This window comes from Arsukibacterium sp., assembly GCF_033722355.1.
GTDB lineage: Bacteria > Pseudomonadota > Gammaproteobacteria > Enterobacterales > Alteromonadaceae > Alishewanella.
Map to the genome: position 1 here is coordinate 1 of NZ_JAWVZF010000052.1, position 16,822 is coordinate 16,822.

14 protein-coding genes are annotated in these 16,822 nt (G+C 49.4%); 5 read left to right on the plus strand and 9 right to left on the minus strand.

The genetic code is table 11. The annotated features are described in order from the left end of the window. Both R3177_RS06930 and R3177_RS06935 read left to right on the plus strand, forming a co-directional pair. The coding region (locus tag R3177_RS06930) for a hypothetical protein (protein ID WP_318970315.1) at positions 1–223 on the plus strand (223 nt) is incomplete at its 5' end. A 147-nt stretch (positions 224–370) separates the two neighbouring features. Beyond that, positions 371–736: a hypothetical protein gene (locus tag R3177_RS06935; RefSeq protein ID WP_318970316.1), complete on the plus strand. Its 366-nt coding sequence runs from the start codon at positions 371–373 to the stop codon at positions 734–736. 85 nt (positions 737–821) lie between these two features. Here R3177_RS06935 and R3177_RS06940 read toward each other — a convergent pair whose 3' ends face one another. Then, complete coding sequence (locus tag R3177_RS06940) at positions 822–2,207, minus strand: amidohydrolase family protein (RefSeq protein WP_318970317.1); 1,386 nt, start codon at positions 2,205–2,207, stop codon at positions 822–824. Between the two features lie 185 nt (positions 2,208–2,392). On the opposite strand from R3177_RS06940, the gene R3177_RS06945 reads away from it, so the two are divergent. After that, entirely contained in the window at positions 2,393–4,204 is a 1,812-nt protein-coding gene (locus R3177_RS06945; protein ID WP_318970318.1) for a diguanylate cyclase, read from the plus strand. Positions 4,205–4,226: 22 nt separating this feature from the next. On the opposite strand, the gene R3177_RS06950 is transcribed toward R3177_RS06945, so the two are convergent. The 6 genes from R3177_RS06950 to R3177_RS06975 all read right to left on the minus strand — a co-directional run bounded on the left by R3177_RS06950 (position 4,227) and on the right by R3177_RS06975 (position 11,517). Beyond that, positions 4,227–4,442, minus strand: coding sequence for a YfhL family 4Fe-4S dicluster ferredoxin (locus tag R3177_RS06950; RefSeq protein ID WP_318970319.1), 216 nt, complete (start codon positions 4,440–4,442; stop codon positions 4,227–4,229). Then, positions 4,430–5,764, minus strand: coding sequence for a tRNA 5-hydroxyuridine modification protein YegQ (yegQ, locus tag R3177_RS06955; protein WP_318970320.1), 1,335 nt, complete (start codon positions 5,762–5,764; stop codon positions 4,430–4,432). The genes R3177_RS06950 and yegQ overlap by 13 nt, the downstream gene beginning before the upstream one ends. A 101-nt stretch (positions 5,765–5,865) precedes the next feature. Continuing rightward, the gene (hemN, locus tag R3177_RS06960) at positions 5,866–7,227 is read right to left on the minus strand and encodes an oxygen-independent coproporphyrinogen III oxidase (protein WP_318970321.1); all 1,362 of its coding nucleotides are present in this window, start codon (positions 7,225–7,227) and stop codon (positions 5,866–5,868) included. 199 nt (positions 7,228–7,426) lie between these two features. Next, positions 7,427–9,556, minus strand: a complete 2,130-nt coding sequence (locus tag R3177_RS06965) for a TonB-dependent receptor (RefSeq protein WP_318970322.1) — start codon at positions 9,554–9,556, stop codon at positions 7,427–7,429. A 129-nt stretch (positions 9,557–9,685) separates the two neighbouring features. Continuing rightward, complete coding sequence (locus tag R3177_RS06970; protein ID WP_318970323.1) at positions 9,686–10,711, minus strand: FAD:protein FMN transferase; 1,026 nt, start codon at positions 10,709–10,711, stop codon at positions 9,686–9,688. 2 nt (positions 10,712–10,713) lie between these two features. Beyond that, positions 10,714–11,517: an undecaprenyl-diphosphate phosphatase gene (locus R3177_RS06975; protein ID WP_318970324.1), complete on the minus strand. Its 804-nt coding sequence runs from the start codon at positions 11,515–11,517 to the stop codon at positions 10,714–10,716. A 261-nt stretch (positions 11,518–11,778) separates the two neighbouring features. Here R3177_RS06975 and R3177_RS06980 point away from each other — a divergent pair, with 261 nt between their 5' ends. Continuing rightward, positions 11,779–14,346 (plus strand): EAL domain-containing protein, encoded by a 2,568-nt coding sequence (locus R3177_RS06980; protein WP_318970325.1) that lies wholly within the window; start codon positions 11,779–11,781, stop codon positions 14,344–14,346. Between the two features lie 44 nt (positions 14,347–14,390). Here the strand turns inward: R3177_RS06980 and R3177_RS06985 are convergent, their stop codons facing one another. Both R3177_RS06985 and R3177_RS06990 read right to left on the minus strand, forming a co-directional pair. Beyond that, positions 14,391–14,885, minus strand: a complete 495-nt coding sequence (locus R3177_RS06985) for an STAS domain-containing protein (protein ID WP_318970326.1) — start codon at positions 14,883–14,885, stop codon at positions 14,391–14,393. Beyond that, positions 14,885–16,243: a PP2C family protein-serine/threonine phosphatase gene (locus R3177_RS06990; protein WP_318970327.1), complete on the minus strand. Its 1,359-nt coding sequence runs from the start codon at positions 16,241–16,243 to the stop codon at positions 14,885–14,887. The genes R3177_RS06985 and R3177_RS06990 overlap by 1 nt, the downstream gene beginning before the upstream one ends. A 385-nt stretch (positions 16,244–16,628) precedes the next feature. On the opposite strand from R3177_RS06990, the gene R3177_RS06995 reads away from it, so the two are divergent. Further along, a partial coding sequence (locus R3177_RS06995) for a DUF2383 domain-containing protein (protein WP_318970328.1) occupies positions 16,629–16,822 on the plus strand: 194 nt, incomplete at its 3' end.

Consider the following 16,822-nt stretch of genomic DNA (forward strand, 5'->3'; position numbering starts at 1 on the left):
CATTACCCAGGCACGCTACGATGTGTTACGAATTAATCAAAGTTATTTTTTAATTCATCAGATTGCTGCAAAGGCCGATTATGACCAGATCCTGCGAACTGACCAGCGCCCCCCAGAGCCGCTGATTTTAAAAGCGCCGGCTGATGTTACCGCCCTGCAACAACTTAACGCGATGGGCATTCAGGCGACAGAAGTCTATCTGCAAACAACACAGACAAAATAACCCGGCAAGCCAGCAGCTGTGCAGCAAAGAGCATGGATTAGTTTTTCTAATCTTTTTGCCGCAATTTATCTCGTCTATCTTACACAGAACTGTCATGGTTCATCAGTATTCTAAGCAGCAGTTAATCCAAACCTGATGGGACTTGATATGAAATTAGCAATGATAACTGCCTTAACGGCACTGGCGTTAGGTTCGATGAACAGCGAAGCAAGTGTCAATACCTATACTTATTCGAATACTGAATATTGCCAGTTAACCGCCGGCAATGCATCTGAAATTACCCTGATGGCATACAGCCGTAAACTGGGTTTCACCCCTACCCCGGCCGAATGCCGGGTGTTATTGCAAGTCTCTACAGCAAACGCGGCCGCCACCCAGCCGGCAACTGCCAGCCAACAGCAGTTACGTTTTCAGCGTGGCTCAGTGATCCGGCTGAACACAGTGCTGACTCAGAAACTGGCAGCGATGCCTGCTGAGGAAAGGATGGCAGTATTAAAACGTTTATATTACTGATTAACGCAAACCGTTTTTGTCAGACACAATAACAAAACAGCGCCGCATGGCGCTGTTTTGTTCGGCTGTTATTATAAGGAAAAAGTTAAAGGTTTTTGCTCTCTGCAGCCCTGGCAGCCGCAATATCCGCTAACAGGCTGTCCAGCTGTTGCCGGCTAAACCACTGGCCGCGGACCATTACCCCGGCAGGCTGGTACAGCACAATGAGATCGTCTAACGGATTACCGTTTACCAGCAACAAATCAGCACGCTGACCCGCTTTTACCTGACCAAACTGGTCTTTATCAGCAAAGTATTTGCCAACCAGTACCGTGCCACTTCGCAGAATATCGTAATGGCTTATCCCGGCATCAACCATTTTCGGTATTTCCCGGCGTAACGACAAACCCGGTACACTGAACAATTGCGGTGCATCGGTACCCAGTAAAATAGTGACTCCGGCCCGGTATAATTCAGCAAGCAGCAAACGGCGGTTTTCGGCATGAATTAAAGCGGTATCGCCAGTGTAATAACTGCCACTCCTTTGCTGTAAATAACGCTGCCAGCCCGCTATCACCTGAGCCGGCATATACTGCAGCTCCGGATAGGCCTGTAATTTTTCACTGTCAGCAGCACCAATAATCGTTTGCCATAACGCCTCGGTAGGCACTACAGCCACATTATGCTTTTTAGTCAGCGCCACCAGTGGTGCCATATCTGCAGCAGTTAACGCTTTATCAAAGCCGCCCAGCGCCGCCATATAGCCATCAAGATGGTCAATGGTTCTGCTGCCAAGCAAAATCGCCTGCTCAATGCCGACCGCCTCTGGTACATGGCCGGCAAAATCGATATTTTGCTTATTGGCTTCATCGGCTATCGCCTGATAGTGCTCCAGGCTTAAACCGGGATGAATTTTCAGCAAATCCCAACCCTGCTGTTTGTGCTCGCGTACCCGCGCCCGGGCCTGCTCGGGCGAGGTTACCGTATGCTGATTAAAACTGGGGCCGGCCAGATATAAGGTCGGGCCCAGCCGCTTACCACTGGCAATATCGTCTTTAAGCTGTAACTGCCGGTCATGACCCAACATCCCCCTGACAGTCGTTACCCCACCTGCTAAATAAAGGGTTAATACATCGTCCAGGTAACGCTTGGGAACCCCACTGAAATCAGCCAGTGGTGGCACGTGGCCATGCATCTCGGCCAAACCGGGTAACAGGTAGCGACCCGCACCGTCAATCACAGTGGCGCCGGCTGGTACTGCCAATTCAGCAGCAGAGCCAACAGCAATAATCCGATCGTCCTTTATCACGACGCGCTGATTACGCAGCACCCGGTTATCCGGTGTCACGTGCTCAGGCTGCATCGGCAACACATGCACCTGATCAAATACAATATAATTTTGCGCCGTCTGAAGCGGCTGGGCGGCGCTCAGGTGTGGTAATACCAGAAGTATCCAGCAACCTGACCAGAATAATAATGTTTTCAGTGACATGATACCTGCCTTTCTGACTGTCTGAATAGTCATCATGAACAAGCCTTTGTAGTTTGGCAATACCATACAGCCTGATACACTAAACCCGGGACTGATATTGTGACTGTTCAGTGATGAAATCGTTGAGTTCAGCAGGCAGCTCATATAAGTTGGTAGCGTCAGTAATAACAAAAACAAGATTTAAAATGGTGCCTTACTTTTTCACGGCTCTGCTTGCCACTCTGCAACGATTTACTGGTGTTACCTTGCCATTATTACCCGCGTGTGTGTTGCTAAATGCGGTGGTGTTGGCTTTGTTCTGTGGCAGGGTGAATGCGGTAGATATCAGTCAGTTCAAGGATGGTACACCCGGCAAATACATTCAATACTTCCAGGAAGATAAGCAGCAGCTGTCGCTGGAGCAGGCCCGGGCAATATTTGCCAGCCAACAGGTTAAACAGGCAAGCAGTAATTCTATCTCACTGGGCATCGGCACCGCACCCGTCTGGCTTAAATTCTCGGTCATCAACCCGCTAAAGTCCGCAGAAGAATATCGCCTTGCAATTGAGACGCCCTGGCTCGATTACATTGATACCTGGCTGGTGCAACACGGTGAGGTAATAAAACATATTAAAGGTGGTGATGCCGTTCCCTTTGAACAAAGACCGATGCAGTACCGGTTTTACGCCTTTGAACATCAATATACGCCCGGCACAACTGACATTTTCATTCGGGTAGAGTCACTTGGGCCTATGGCGATTCCGGTGCGCTTTAGCAGCAAAGAACAGGCAGTAGCGCGCGATATTGCAGCCGGTTATCAGTATGGGGTGCTCTGGGGCATAATGTCAGCCCTGGCACTCTATAATCTGGTATTGTTTATTTTTATCAGGCAAAAGGAATATGGGCTTTATGCCTGTTATCTGCTTGGTTTTGTATTAAATAGTTTGTCTTATACCGGCCATATTCATACAAAAATCACAGCAGATTTTGGCCCTTATTTTCAGGACTGGCTGGATATCAGTCTGATGCTGACCTACAGCGTTGCCGGGCTTCATTTCGCCAGAGTGTTGCTGAATACAAAATCTTACGCTCCGCTTTTAGATAGCATTGTAAAAAAGACAACGATTATTATTCCGCTGGGTATGCTGTTTGGATTTATCTTCGATCAGCTGGTATTTTCTGTTGTGTTAGCTTTTATTCTCAACTGCGGCTTTGTTACGCTGTTTATCGCAATGGGCGTGTCTGCGTTAAAAGCCCGAAAGCCGTTCGCGGTGATTTTTTTGTGCTCATCCCTGATTGGGGCAATTTGTATTACGATTTCCACGCTTTCGGTCGCCGGCGTTTTAGTGCCCTATAACGATTACACCTTCAAAGCGATTGAGGTCGGCATGGCGCTGGAGGCTATTCTGCTGGCACTCATTCTGGCCCGCCAGTTCAGGATGGCAAAACTGGATAAAATCATTGCTGAAAATTATGCCCGCAATGACGCCTTAACTTTGTTGAATAACCGGCGTGGCTTTACCCAGATTACAGCACCTATCTGGCAAAATATTATCCGGGAAAAACGGGATGTATCCATAGTGCTGCTCGATATTGATAATTTTAAACACATTAATGACAGTTTTGGCCATCAGTATGGCGATGAAGTGCTGATTAATGTGGCCAATTGCATTAAAGCTACGATCAGAGAAGGCGATGTACCGGCGCGGTGGGGCGGAGAGGAGTTTATCCTGTTTTTACCGGAAACCTCCCGGCAACAGGCACTGTTGCAGGCAGAACGCCTGCGCCAGGCCCTTGAGGACATTAAAATTATCACTGCAGATTTTACTATCACCCTGACCGCCAGCCTGGGTGTTGCGGGCACAGAACATGGCCTTTTACATAGCCAGACGCCTGGCAATGTAAGCCAGGAGCAACTGATCCATTATGCTGACAAAGCGTTGTATAAGGCCAAGCAGAGTGGAAAAAACCGGGTATGCACCACAACCCCGGATAATCAACAGATCTGCTGTAGTTGACATTACATCTTTGGGGCCTGTTTTACAGCGACTGCATCTCAGATGCATTTTTTGTCAGCTCAATACAGTCAATAGGACACACTGCAATACAGGTCGGTGTCTGGTAATAACCAATACATTCAGTGCAAAGAGCCGGCTCAACCTGATAGTGATGTGGCCCCATGCTGATCGCGTTGTTGGGACATTCGGGTACGCACATATCACAATTAATACAGCTGGCCTCGATTACAGCGGGCATAGCTTATCTGCCACACTAACTGCCAGCTCATTGCCAGGCCGCTCTGCGGGCCTCAGCTGTTTTAGCAGCATCGCAAAGCGCACATCGCAATGTACCGGTAGCTGCACTTTTAGCTGATAACAGGCGCCGGGCGCCAGTACGATGTCATTATTTTGTTTGTCACGCAGAGCCTGCAACTGAAACCGGTGGTTACCTTTTGGTGTCATCAGCAGCAAATTGTCCCCAACAGCAAACTGGTTTTTCACCTCCAGCAAGGCAAAGCCGTCACTATCCGGCTCACCGATAAACTCCCCTACCAGCAGCTGCTCACCGATGCTGTGGCTGGTGTCATAGTTCTGGGTGTCCTGCGGTTTATGCCGGCGCAAAAAGCCTTCGGTAAAGCCGCGGTTAGCCATGCCATTCAGTTCTTGCAGTAAGCTTTGATCAAAGGCTTTGCCGGCCATCGCATCGTCGATGGCCTGGCGGTATACCTGGGCTGTGCGCGCCACATAATAAGGCGATTTGGTGCGGCCTTCGATTTTCAGCGAATGCACCCCCATCGCAGCTAATGCGGCCACATGCTCGACGGCCCGTAAATCTTTGGAATTGAGAATATAGCTGCCGTGAATATCCTCATCGATTGCCATCAGCTCACCGGGCCGGCCGGGTTCTTCAATAAGAGCCGGGGTGCTGATTGGGGTAAACTGCCCCAGCTCATCTTCATCTGCGGCATGGACCTGATAAGGCCAGCGGCAACTATTGGTACAGGTACCCTGATTTGGATCGCGCTTATTAATATAGCCTGATAGCAGGCAACGGCCGGAATACGCCATACAAAGCGCGCCATGAACAAACACTTCCAGCTCCATATCCGGCACTTCACGACGGATTTCGGCAATTTCCTCTATCGCCAGCTCACGCGATAAAATTACCCGCGCTATGCCTTGCTGTTGCCAGAACCTCACAGCCGCCCAGTTTACCGTATTGGCCTGCACTGATAAGTGCAATGCCTGCTGTGGAAAATGCTGACGTAACAGGTAAACCACACCCGGATCAGAGACAATAAGCGCATCGGGCTTTAATGCCACCACCGGCGTCATATCCTGAATAAATCGATGCAGTTTGCTGTTATGCGGGGCGATATTGACCACGACATAAAACCTTTTGCCAAGGGCATGGGCTTCGCTGATACCGGTCGCCAAGGTCGCTAAGTCAAATTCGTTATTACGCACCCGTAAGCTGTAACGGGGCTGGCCGGCATAAACCGCATCGGCGCCATAGGCAAATGCCAGCCGCATCGCTTTTAAGCTACCAGCGGGGGAAAGTAATTCAGGTTGTAACATTTCACTGCTCTTTACTGTACAAAATGGCCGCTATTCTAGCGTCTGCTTTGCCAGCAGCTTTGATCTGGCGCAAAGGCATAGTGCAACACAACGCTAAACCGCTATACCACTTTAGAGTAGCGCTGCTGGCCCTTTGTCAGATAAGCATCAAAACAGGCGCAGATGCTGCGCACCCAAAGCCTGCCAGCCGCCGTTACTTTAATTTGGCCATCATTTACCAGCAGCAGGCCATCTTCGATAAATGGCTGCAACTGTGCTAATGCCTCAGCGAAATACTGCCAGAAACTCTCAAGCGGCCATTTACGGCAAAATGCAGTGATATCAAGCTCAAAATGACAGATCAACTGGCTGATTAGCTCCGCACGCAGTTTATCATCGCTATTCAAAGCAAAACCGCGCGCAACTGCTAACCTGCCGGCATTGATCGCCTGATAATACTCCGGTAAGTCCTTGCTGTTTTGCCACAACACCCCGTTTACCTGGCTGATACTGGATACCCCGAGGCCAATCAGGGCATCCTGCCCTGCGGTGGTATAACCCTGAAAATTACGCTGCAGCTTACCGGCACGCTGGGCTTTAGCTAAGGCATCATCCAATCTCGCAAAATGGTCCATGCCAATAAACTGATAACCGGCAGCAACAAAGCGATTTATTGCCAGTTGCATTAACTCAAGTTTTAACGGTGCATCCGGCAGGCTGCTGTCAGCAATTTTTCGCTGCGCCGCAAACCGCTCTGGCAAATGCGCATAGCTGAACAACGAAATACGATCAGGATTAAGCCGGATAACTTCATCGACTGTTTCAGCAAAACTTGCCGGTTGCTGATAAGGCAGACCGTAAATTAAATCGAGATTAATCGAGCTGAACCCCAGCTCACGGCTAAGCGCCACCTGATGACGGATAAGGTCAGTATCCTGCACGCGGTTAATGGCAATTTGCACTTTGTCATCTAAATCCTGCACGCCAAAGCTCACCCGGTTAAAACCGAGCGTGCGCAGATGAGTCAGCTTATTGTCACTACAACTGCGCGGGTCAATTTCAATACTGATTTCAGCATCGTCAGCAATAATAAAATGCTGCTGCAACAGCGCCATTAGACGGCTCAGCTGTGCTTCAGTTAAAAACGTCGGGGTTCCGCCGCCTAAATGCAGCTGGTTAATACTTTTATTTTGCAGTAACGGCTGATACAACGCCATTTCCTGCGCTAAAGCATCAAGGTAACTATCGGCTTTGTGCTGATGCCGGGTCACGATTTTATTACAACCGCAGTAATAACAAAGCTTATGACAAAAAGGGATGTGCAGGTACAGGCTAAGATTAGTGGCAGCCTGGCTGATGGCGCTATTAATCAGTGCCTGATTAAAGCCGGTATCAAGCGCCAGCGCCGTCGGGTATGAGGTGTAGCGCGGACCATTAATATTATACTTGCTGATTAATGCCGGGTTTAACTGAATTGGTAGCATCACTCTCCCCTGAAAACACTGCGCCTGAATAAAGCGCCATTATAATCGGTGTAAAAAAGGGCGATTTGATCTGTCGCACGCTTTAGCGTGTTCAGGATGGCAATTGTTATTAGTCAGCCTGACCTTTAACAAGTAAAGCCCCCGGGCCATGGGCCGGGGGCTAACTGACTAAGAAGCGTGCTTTAGTGCAGTATCTTAGTTAAAACGTATAACTGGCTCCTATATTCAGCGTCGCACCGGGGCCTTTCACGCTATAGCCTGTACCATAACGCAGCGCCTGGGCACGAGCCGGGAAATAATCTTCATTCAGCAGGTTTTCAATACCAGCGAATAACTGCCAGTTATTAATCTGGTAGTTTGCGGACAGATTGATCACATCATAACTGCTGATTGGCCCTTCATCGCCGCTATAGAAGCCGGCAGCATTGGGGCTGAAGCGGTCACGGTTAAACACATGCAACCAATACATACTGACGGTTGCATCCGCATTGACCCGATAGCGAGCTGACGCGGTCAGCTTCGGCGCACTGATCTGGCGGGCACCAAGATAGGTGTCACTTTCGGTGTCTTTGCCTTCGGCATAACCATAAGCCGCGCTTAGCTGCCAGGCATCAGACAAACGGTACTCTGCTGACGCTTCATAACCCCAGATCTCCTGCGGTGCCCGTACCGGCCGATACACACCCGTCGCGCTGTCAAGCTGACTGCGGGTGCCCAGCTCAGAGGTGCTCCGGTAAAGCGCCACATTAAAATACAGTGCCTTTAACTGGCTGCTGAAACCGGCTTCATAATTTTTAACGACCGACGCTTCGCTCTGAATCAGACTGATATCATCCACCGTTGCTGTTCTGAGCAATAAGCCAAGATCGGGCACCTCAAAGCCTTCTGAGTAGCTAATAAAGGGGGAAAAAGCCTCTGATAAGCGGTAGCGCAAACCGATATTATAGGTCGTGGCATCGTATGCCATTTCCCCGCCCGATACGGCTATTGGCGTGGAACAGGTTTGGGCACTGCGGCACAGTCTCAAGGTGTTATAGTCATCTACGCTGACGTTGATTGCTTCACGCCGCGCGCCGGCTTTTACTGTCCAGTCATCAGCGAGCTCCCATTTACTCTGGACAAACACCGCACGCGAATTCATGTCCATTTCCGGCACCCAGATCCGGCCATCCAGTAATGGCTGAGAAGTGACATCCTGCAGCAAATCCACGCCATATATCAAGGTTGCGTAAACATTGCCAAGGGCTATGCGGCTGGTCAGTACGCCACGCAGCCCTGCTTTTTCCGATAAAATGGCAGATTGTCCACCCTCAAAGCCCTGCTCAGGGTTACCAAGCGTAGCTGACCAGAAAAACACATTATCGATTTTCTGCCGGTAGCCATCCAGTACCAGCGACGTATTGCTGAACACCTCATCATGTTCATATTTAAGCATCAGATTGTAGTTGCCCTCAGGTCCTTGCGGAGCACCCAGCGGAATGTCGCCGTCTGCCAGCGGCACAGCATAGGTTTTTTCACCGAGATCAATATTGCCAGGCACATCCTGATAACGGGCATTCTGATCAGAATCATAGTAATTATAAGTAAACTGCAGACGTTGATTGTCCTTCAGACTATAGCCGAGCTTAACGAACAGATCGCGCTGCCGGCTGTCGGATAAACCATATTGCAGGCCGAGAATATCGCCATCGGCATCGCGCTGCACGCCATATTTATCCTGAGATAATTTGGCAACATAGCCCAAATGACCGGTAGTACCATCCAGCGACAGCACTGAGCGATAACCTATGCTATCTTCAGTTTTCACCAGGCTGCTGCGAACCGACTGCGACAACATCACCCTGGCCGCCTCAGTGGATGGTTTTTTAGTGATGTAGTTAATCACACCACCTGCGGCACCATTGCCCCAGATTGACGTGGCACCATTGACGACTTCTATCCGTTCAATACTGGCCGGATCTAGGGTACGAATGCCAAGGCCACCGTTTCTGAGCGGCGTATCCTGCGGTACACCGTCTATCATCACCAGCACATTACGGCCGCGCAGGGTCTGACCAAAATTGCTGGTACTGCCGGTACTGGGCGCCATGCCTGGCACGGCCAGCGCCAGTAAGTTTTGCAACTCAGCAGTGACCCGCAGTTTTTCCTGAATAGTTTGCTGATCAATCAGGGTAATGCTGGCGGGCACTTCATCCAGACTTTCGACAATGCGGCTGCCGGTCACGGTTAACCGTTCAATGCTTTGCTCTGTTGTTGTGCTGGCCTCACTGATAATCGGGCTCAGTGCCAGTAATACAGCAAGATAAGTTAAATTATGGGTACGGCGCATGATTTCTCCTCAGAAGCTGAGTATTAAAAAATGGCCGCATTATAAATACTTAAACACTAAATGACAATCATTATCATTTGCATGTTTGGGAATTAACGTTAATCCGCCTTTGTCTGTCTGGCTGTCGCATTACTGTGCTTCAGTAAATAAATCGCTTTTTTGCCAAAGTGCACTGCTATGTTGCTGCAAATCACCATTATGCTCATCAATAAACAACACGGCCAGTTGGTGCTCTTCAGCAAGCGCCAGCCCCTGTGCCCTGCCGACACATAGCAACGCGGTAGACCAGGCGTCTGCTAAGGTAGCATTGCTATGAACAACGGTTACCGAGACAGTGTTATGTTGTACCGGCCAGCCGGTGCGGCCATCGATAATATGGCTAAAGCGTTTACCATCAGCAGAAAAGTAATGCCGGTAAGTACCGGATGTCATTACCGCCGCCTGCTGTTCGGTTGTCATTTGCAGTACTTTATAAAGTGTCTGAGCACCCGGCAATGGCCGCTCTATAGCAATGCGCCACGGTGTATTGTCAGGCTTATGGCCGTTAGTAATCAGCTCGCCGCCTATTTCTACCAGATAATTAACCACCCCATATTGCTGCATCATGGCCGCTAAGCGCTCAACACTATAGCCCTGGGCAATCGAGGATACATCTATCTGCAGGGTACTAATGGCTTTTGTCAGCGTATCTGAGCCCCGGCTTGTCACATGCTGTAAACCGGTACTGCTTAACGTCTGGTTTATCTCAGTGACTTCGGGCTGGTTAAACTGGTTGGCTTTAAAGCCCCATAATTCGAATAATGGCTGTACCGTTAAATCGTAGCAACCTGCTGTTGCCTGACTAATCAGCCTGGCGTGTTCAACTAACTGCACCAGCTCCTCGCCCACCGTTACCGGTTGCAGACTGTGTTGCTGGTTAAACTGACTTATCACCGAGTCATCCCGGTACGTTGACATCAGCTGGTCTATCCGGCTGAATTCATTCTCTATTGCCAGTTGCAGTTGCTGCGCCGCCACCGGTTTATCAGTCCAGAAGCTGATACTCCAGCTGGTGCCCTGCGCCTGACCTGTTAATTTAATTATCTCTGGTGGCCTGTTGCAGCTTGCCAGTAATAACGCACTTGACAACAGCAGAATATTTTTAAATCCACGCATTATTACCTCAGCAAAAACCAGTAAATCAGTAACGCCAGTACCAGCCGGTAAATCACATAGGGCCACATACCAAACCGGTTAAGCCAGGCCAGAAAGAAATGGATAGCCGCCAGTGCCGTGATAAAAGAGGTGCCAGCACCAATTGCAAAAATAAGCCAGTCGATACTGGCGGCATCAGTACTGATAATATCCAGCAGTTTAACCCCGGCAGCCAGCGCCGTGATCGGTATTGCCATTAAAAAAGAGAAACGTGACGCCGCCTCCCGGGTGTAGCCCAGCAGTAAACCTGCTGTCATAGTCGCACCGGAGCGCGACGTACCGGGAATAAGAGATACCGCTTGAGCCAGGCCAATAAGCAAGGCATCAGTCAAGGTAAATTCTGATAATTTGCGTCTGGCCTTCGCCGTCACATCTGCAAACCCGAGCAAAATACCAAACAGCAGTGTGGTAATAAAAATAACGGCCACAGAGCGTAAATTATTTTCTATTGCATCAAGCAGCAGTGCGCCGGCCAGACAGGCTGGCAGCGTTGCCAATACCAGACACCAGGCCAGCGGGCTTTGGCCAACGGTTCTTCGATATCGTGCTGATAGCAGGACATCAGTTGTTAACTGTATGACATCACGCCGAAAATACAGCACCACTGCCAGTAAAGTGCCGACATGCACGGCTAAGTCAAAAGCCAAACCCTGGTCAAGCTGGCCGGTTACCAACGGAGCCAGAATAAGATGAGCGGAACTGGATATAGGTAAAAATTCGGTAATACCTTGCAAAATACCAAGGAAAACAGCGTATAAGGGACTCATTCTGGATTAGCTTCCGGGTTTTAGATGCAGTACGACGAAGCGTGCAGTTTACCACAACTCAGCCATGGCTTTTTTATCCGTTATCAGAAAATTAATTAACACAGCCTGTTTTTTGAACAAAAACCGGTGAACTAAACCAATGTCGGCGCTGCAATACCGGTATTTACTAAAACAGCAACAGATCACTTTGCGCCGGATCAAATAACACAGCTTATTTTATTTATATAATCAGGTTTGTTTTAGCAAAAGGACGGTGTTGTCGTGGTCTCCAATCTCAGTCAGTTATTTGCCACAGCAGAGCAACAGGAACCCAAAGTCAGTCAGCTTATCAGCAGACAACTGATTTGCTGTGATGCCGACACCCCAGTGCAGCACGCGGCCAGGCTGATGCATCAGCATCAGGTAAGCTGTGTTCTTATAACTGAAAATAATTCGGTACTGGGGATTTGGACCGAAGCCGATGCTAAACGGGTTAATTGTCAGCTGACGCCAGCCTATCAGCAGCCTATCAGCCAACTGATGACCAGCCCGGTAATATCTGTTGATGCCGATACCCCGCTGAATCAGGCTGCCAGCCTGATGCTGCAAAAGCGGATCCGCCGGCTGCTGGTGGTAGACAGTGAGCATTGTCCGCTTGGTATTCTGACTCAGAGTGATATTATCCGCCAGCAGCGGATTGAACACTATTTACGGCTCAGAGATGTTGGCTCCTGTATCTCCAAGCCCCCTTTAACCATTGCCAGCAGCCTGTCGTTAAATCTGGCGATACAAACCATGCAACAGCATAATGCCGAGGCCGCTATCGTTGACTTTGCTGATGCTATCCCCGGTATTATCACTGAACGGGATATCATTAAGCTGATTGCCGAAGGGAGCTGTGACAGTGAGCTGTCGCAACTGGCACAACGTCCGGTTCTTACCGTAAGCCGGGACTGCAGCTTGCTGCAGGCCGTCGATATTTTAAAAGAAAAAAACTTCCGTCATCTTGCCGTCACCGACAGCCAGCAAAAAATCTGTGGTGTCCTGTCGTTCAGCGACATCCTGATCAATGTTGAATATGCTTATGTCGAACAGTTAAAACAGGCATTGCAGGCACGGGATCAAGCATTGCGCACGTCAGCAGATTATCTGCGCCTGGCGCAAAAGGTCATTGATGCCTCGCTTGACGGCATTATGATTACTGATGTTCGGGGCATAATCGAATCCGTTAATCCCAGTTTCAGCCAGCTTACCGGCTACAGTGCAGCAGAAGCGCTTGGGCAAACCCCGGCGCTGCTCAGTTCAGGCTTACACAATAAAGATTTTTATCGCACCCTGTGGCAGACCCTGCTCGGCCAGGGGCACTGGCAGGGCGAAATTTGGAACAAGCGTAAAAACGGCGAAATTTATCCGCAGTGGCTGTCGATCACCGCAATAAGAAATGAGAAAGGGGAAATTTGTCAGTTCGCCGCCATTTTCAGTGATATCAGCGAACGTAAGCATCAGGAAAAAAAAATTCATCAACTGGCTTATCTGGATGAACTGACGGGCCTGGCAAACCGCCGGCTATTCTTAGACCGCTTAAAACTGGCGCTGGCCAATGCTCAGCGCCATCAGCACAAAATGGCGGTACTGTTTCTGGATTTAGATTTATTTAAACGGATTAACGACACCCTGGGTCATCAGGCCGGCGATGATGCCTTGACCGAAGTGGCCCGGCGTTTGACGGCCAGTGTCCGTGATGGCGAATCGGTGGCAAGGCTTGGCGGTGACGAATTTACTATCCTGCTGCCGGAAGTAAGCGATATTTCCGCCCTGGAGATACTGGCCAGACGGCTGATAAGTCAGTTTGAACGACCATTCAGATTATTGCAGCAGGATTTTTTCCTGACGACCAGCATAGGGATAAGTGTATTTCCCTCTGACGCCAAAACCACTGATCAGCTGATAAAACATGCAGATGTCGCGATGTATCAGGCAAAATCGGCCGGTCGTAATCAGTATTGTTTTTACCAGGAGCATATTGGGCAGCAAACCCAGAACGAGCTAAAACTGGAACAGGAACTGCGCCTGGCCCTGCAACAGCAGAATATGGAAGTCTGGTATCAACCCAAGGTGGATCTTAACAGTGGGCTTATCTGCGGCCTGGAGGCATTAGTGCGCTGGCAGCATTATCAGCATGGCTTAATTGCCCCTGACCGTTTTATTCCACTGGCGGAAAAGCTGGGATTAATTACGCTGCTCAGTGAGCAGGTTCTGGCGCAGGTATGCCGGGATATCCGGGATCATCAACTTAAGGTGCCGGTTGCTGTCAATATTTCTGCGTTACAGCTTATCGACCCGAGATTTCATCAACGATTGCAGCATCATCTTGATCAATATGAAATATCGCCACGTTGTATAGAACTGGAACTGACCGAAAGCTGTCTGATCCCCGAACAGGCTGATGCAACCCTTGCCTTACTGACCCGGTTACGCCAGCAGGGGTTCCGGCTGTCAATTGATGATTTTGGCACAGGCTACTCTTCACTGTCCTATTTACGCCGCTTGCCGATTGACTGCCTGAAAATTGACCGTAGCTTTGTTGATGAGTTGCCGGAAAACGCGGAAGACAGCCAGATTGCGCTGGCTATTATTGCGATGGCCAGTGCCCTTGGTCTGGATGTGATTGCCGAAGGTGTCGAACACCCCAGACAGCGTGACTTCCTGCTGCAGGCTGGTTGCGCCACCGGTCAGGGCTATCTGTATTCACCGGCCTTGCCGCTACCCCAGTTAAAACAAAGTATGGCAGCAGCTTTTAGAACGCAGATTGAACCGGATGTTGTCACGCACCAAGCAACCGCTTGCTGATCGCTTAAGTGGCTAACCTGGGCCCGGTCCGCAAGACTTTCAGGCTACCGGGATGTTAACTGTTGTTGCAGCAAATCCACTAACGGCTGGAATTCGGCTTTATTTTTGTCGTTCAGTGCAATCAGTGCCTGATGCGCCCGCAGAATCATCTCACCTTGCTGCTGTTCAGAGTAACTGGCTGCTGTTACGCCGCTAAGCTTGACATCAGCACTAGTCGGCTTTTCTACAATCTGAAAAGCCTGGTCCAGGCACAGACTGTACAGCAATTCATTAATTTGCGGCCTGGTGGAAAAAAGGGTTGGCTTTGGCAACTGCTGCTGCTGACAATAACGTGCCAGACTGGCCAGCAGGCCGACATGGGTACTGTCAAGAAATGTTGCTTCGTTTAAATCAATAATGACCTGATTACAGCTGGCCGGTTTACTGAACAATTGTTCAATTAATTCGTCCATGCCAGCGGCATTGGTGTACCGCAGCTCGCCACGCAGTTTAAAAAAACAGCAGTTATCAATACTGGCAAACAGAATTTGCGGTTGCATCAGCTGGTACTCCGGCCCCGGGTTACTTTCAGTATAGTTAAATCATCCGGCAGTGTCTGGTCTGGCCTAACAGCCAATTTTGCCAACAGGTCCGGAATATCATCTGCCTGCTGGCATTGCTGCTGCAAAAACTGCAGTTTTTGCTGATTGTGCTCTTGAGGTAACACATCCAGTAAACCATCTGAACACAGTAGTAAGCTGCTGCCGGCTGTCATGTCCAGCTGATGATTCTGGTAACAGGTAAAGTCAAACATGCCTGCCGGAGTACTTTTTATTTCAAGATAGCGTGCAACCGCAGCCGAGGGTTGTTGGAATAATGGCCAGGGATAAGCACCGGCATTGGCATACTTCAGCTGATGCGTTCGGGTATCAAGTACGGCATAAAACAGGGCAATGTATTTAGTAATATTTTCACGCAGTAATTCACTGTTGAGGGCCGCTAACAACGCCGCGGGGTCTACCAGCATATCTGTGTCGCCGCGCTGATATTGCTCCAGCGCGGCACTAACAAACCGCTTAAGATAAACAGTAACAAATGCCGACGCCACGCCATGGCCGGCAACATCGGCGATGTAGAACACTACTTTGTGCTGATCAGCATTAAAATAATCGACAAAATCGCCGCTCATAAAAGCCGATGGATACAGCACATGACTGAACTGATAATCCCCCCTGCTAAAACCGGAAGCGGGCAACATTTTAAACTGCACCCGTTTGCCGGCCCGCTCACCGGCTTCAAGTTCAGCCAGCGAGTGCTGCAAGTGCTGATTCGCAATAGCAAGTTCTGCTGTTCTGGCCTGAACCTTGGCTTCAAGTGTATCATTTAAAAGTGCCAGTTCTGATATGGCCGTATAGGCACGCAGTGCTGACAGCACTGTGGTTGTTAAACGTTGCACGGTCAGTTCAGTTTTAGCCCGGTAATCGTTAATATCATAGTCCTGAACCACCTTTTGTTCCGGTGCCTGCCCCGGTTGCCCGGTACGCAGGACAATCCGTACCAGCTGGTTTTGTAAGGTTTCGCGGATATAGTGCACTAACGTTAACCCGGCATCATCCGTCTCCATTACCACATCCAGCAACACCAGAGCAATATCCTGCCGCCCGGCTAAAATCGGCCTGGCTTCAGCAGCACTGTAAGCACTGATAAATTTCAGTTTATGGTTCTGGAAATTAAAATCACGCAGAGCCAGCAGCGTCACCTGATGAATCTCAGGATCATCATCGACAATCAGCACGGTCCAGAATCGATGTTCAACCTCTGCTATTTGCGGATCATCAGCAAATACCATCGCCTCATCCGTCGGATCCGGGCGAGCCGGCAACTGACTGGTGGTAATGTCAGAACGATGCTGCGTCATGGCAACCTCAAAGTTCAGTCATGCGATTATTTGACCGTAGCATAGTTAATCCTGACAGAAAACACCCAGCCAATGTTTATCTGAGCCGTGCCAGCCCTCGTCTGAGCACATTAATACCGGTAATGGTAAAAACTACCGGTTTATTCACAGCAGCCTGAAATAACTGCGCCGCTATCTCCCGTCAAATAACAATTTCCCTGCCAGAGCGCCTTGCAAGCGCAACCTGAATTAAAACTTAAATATCAATTAATTAGAAAATTATACCAACAAAGAAAATCCTATCCACGCAAGCTGGCCTGCAAGCTGCATTTACTAGTTTGTCCTATCAATTGGATGTGTTAAACGACAGCCACTGCTGAATATTAACTAATATGGAGGACTCGTTATGCCACAGGTCAATAACGCGGAAATTAAGCAGGTACATGATATTATTCAGGTGCTGAACAGCGGCATCGATTTTTATGGTGACGCCAAAGAGAAAGTCGATGATCGTCAGTTGGCCCAATTTTTTGACCGGATGTTAAATGCCCGCCGTCTGGTGAAAGAGCGTCTGCAACCCTTTGCTGTGAGAAAAGACGG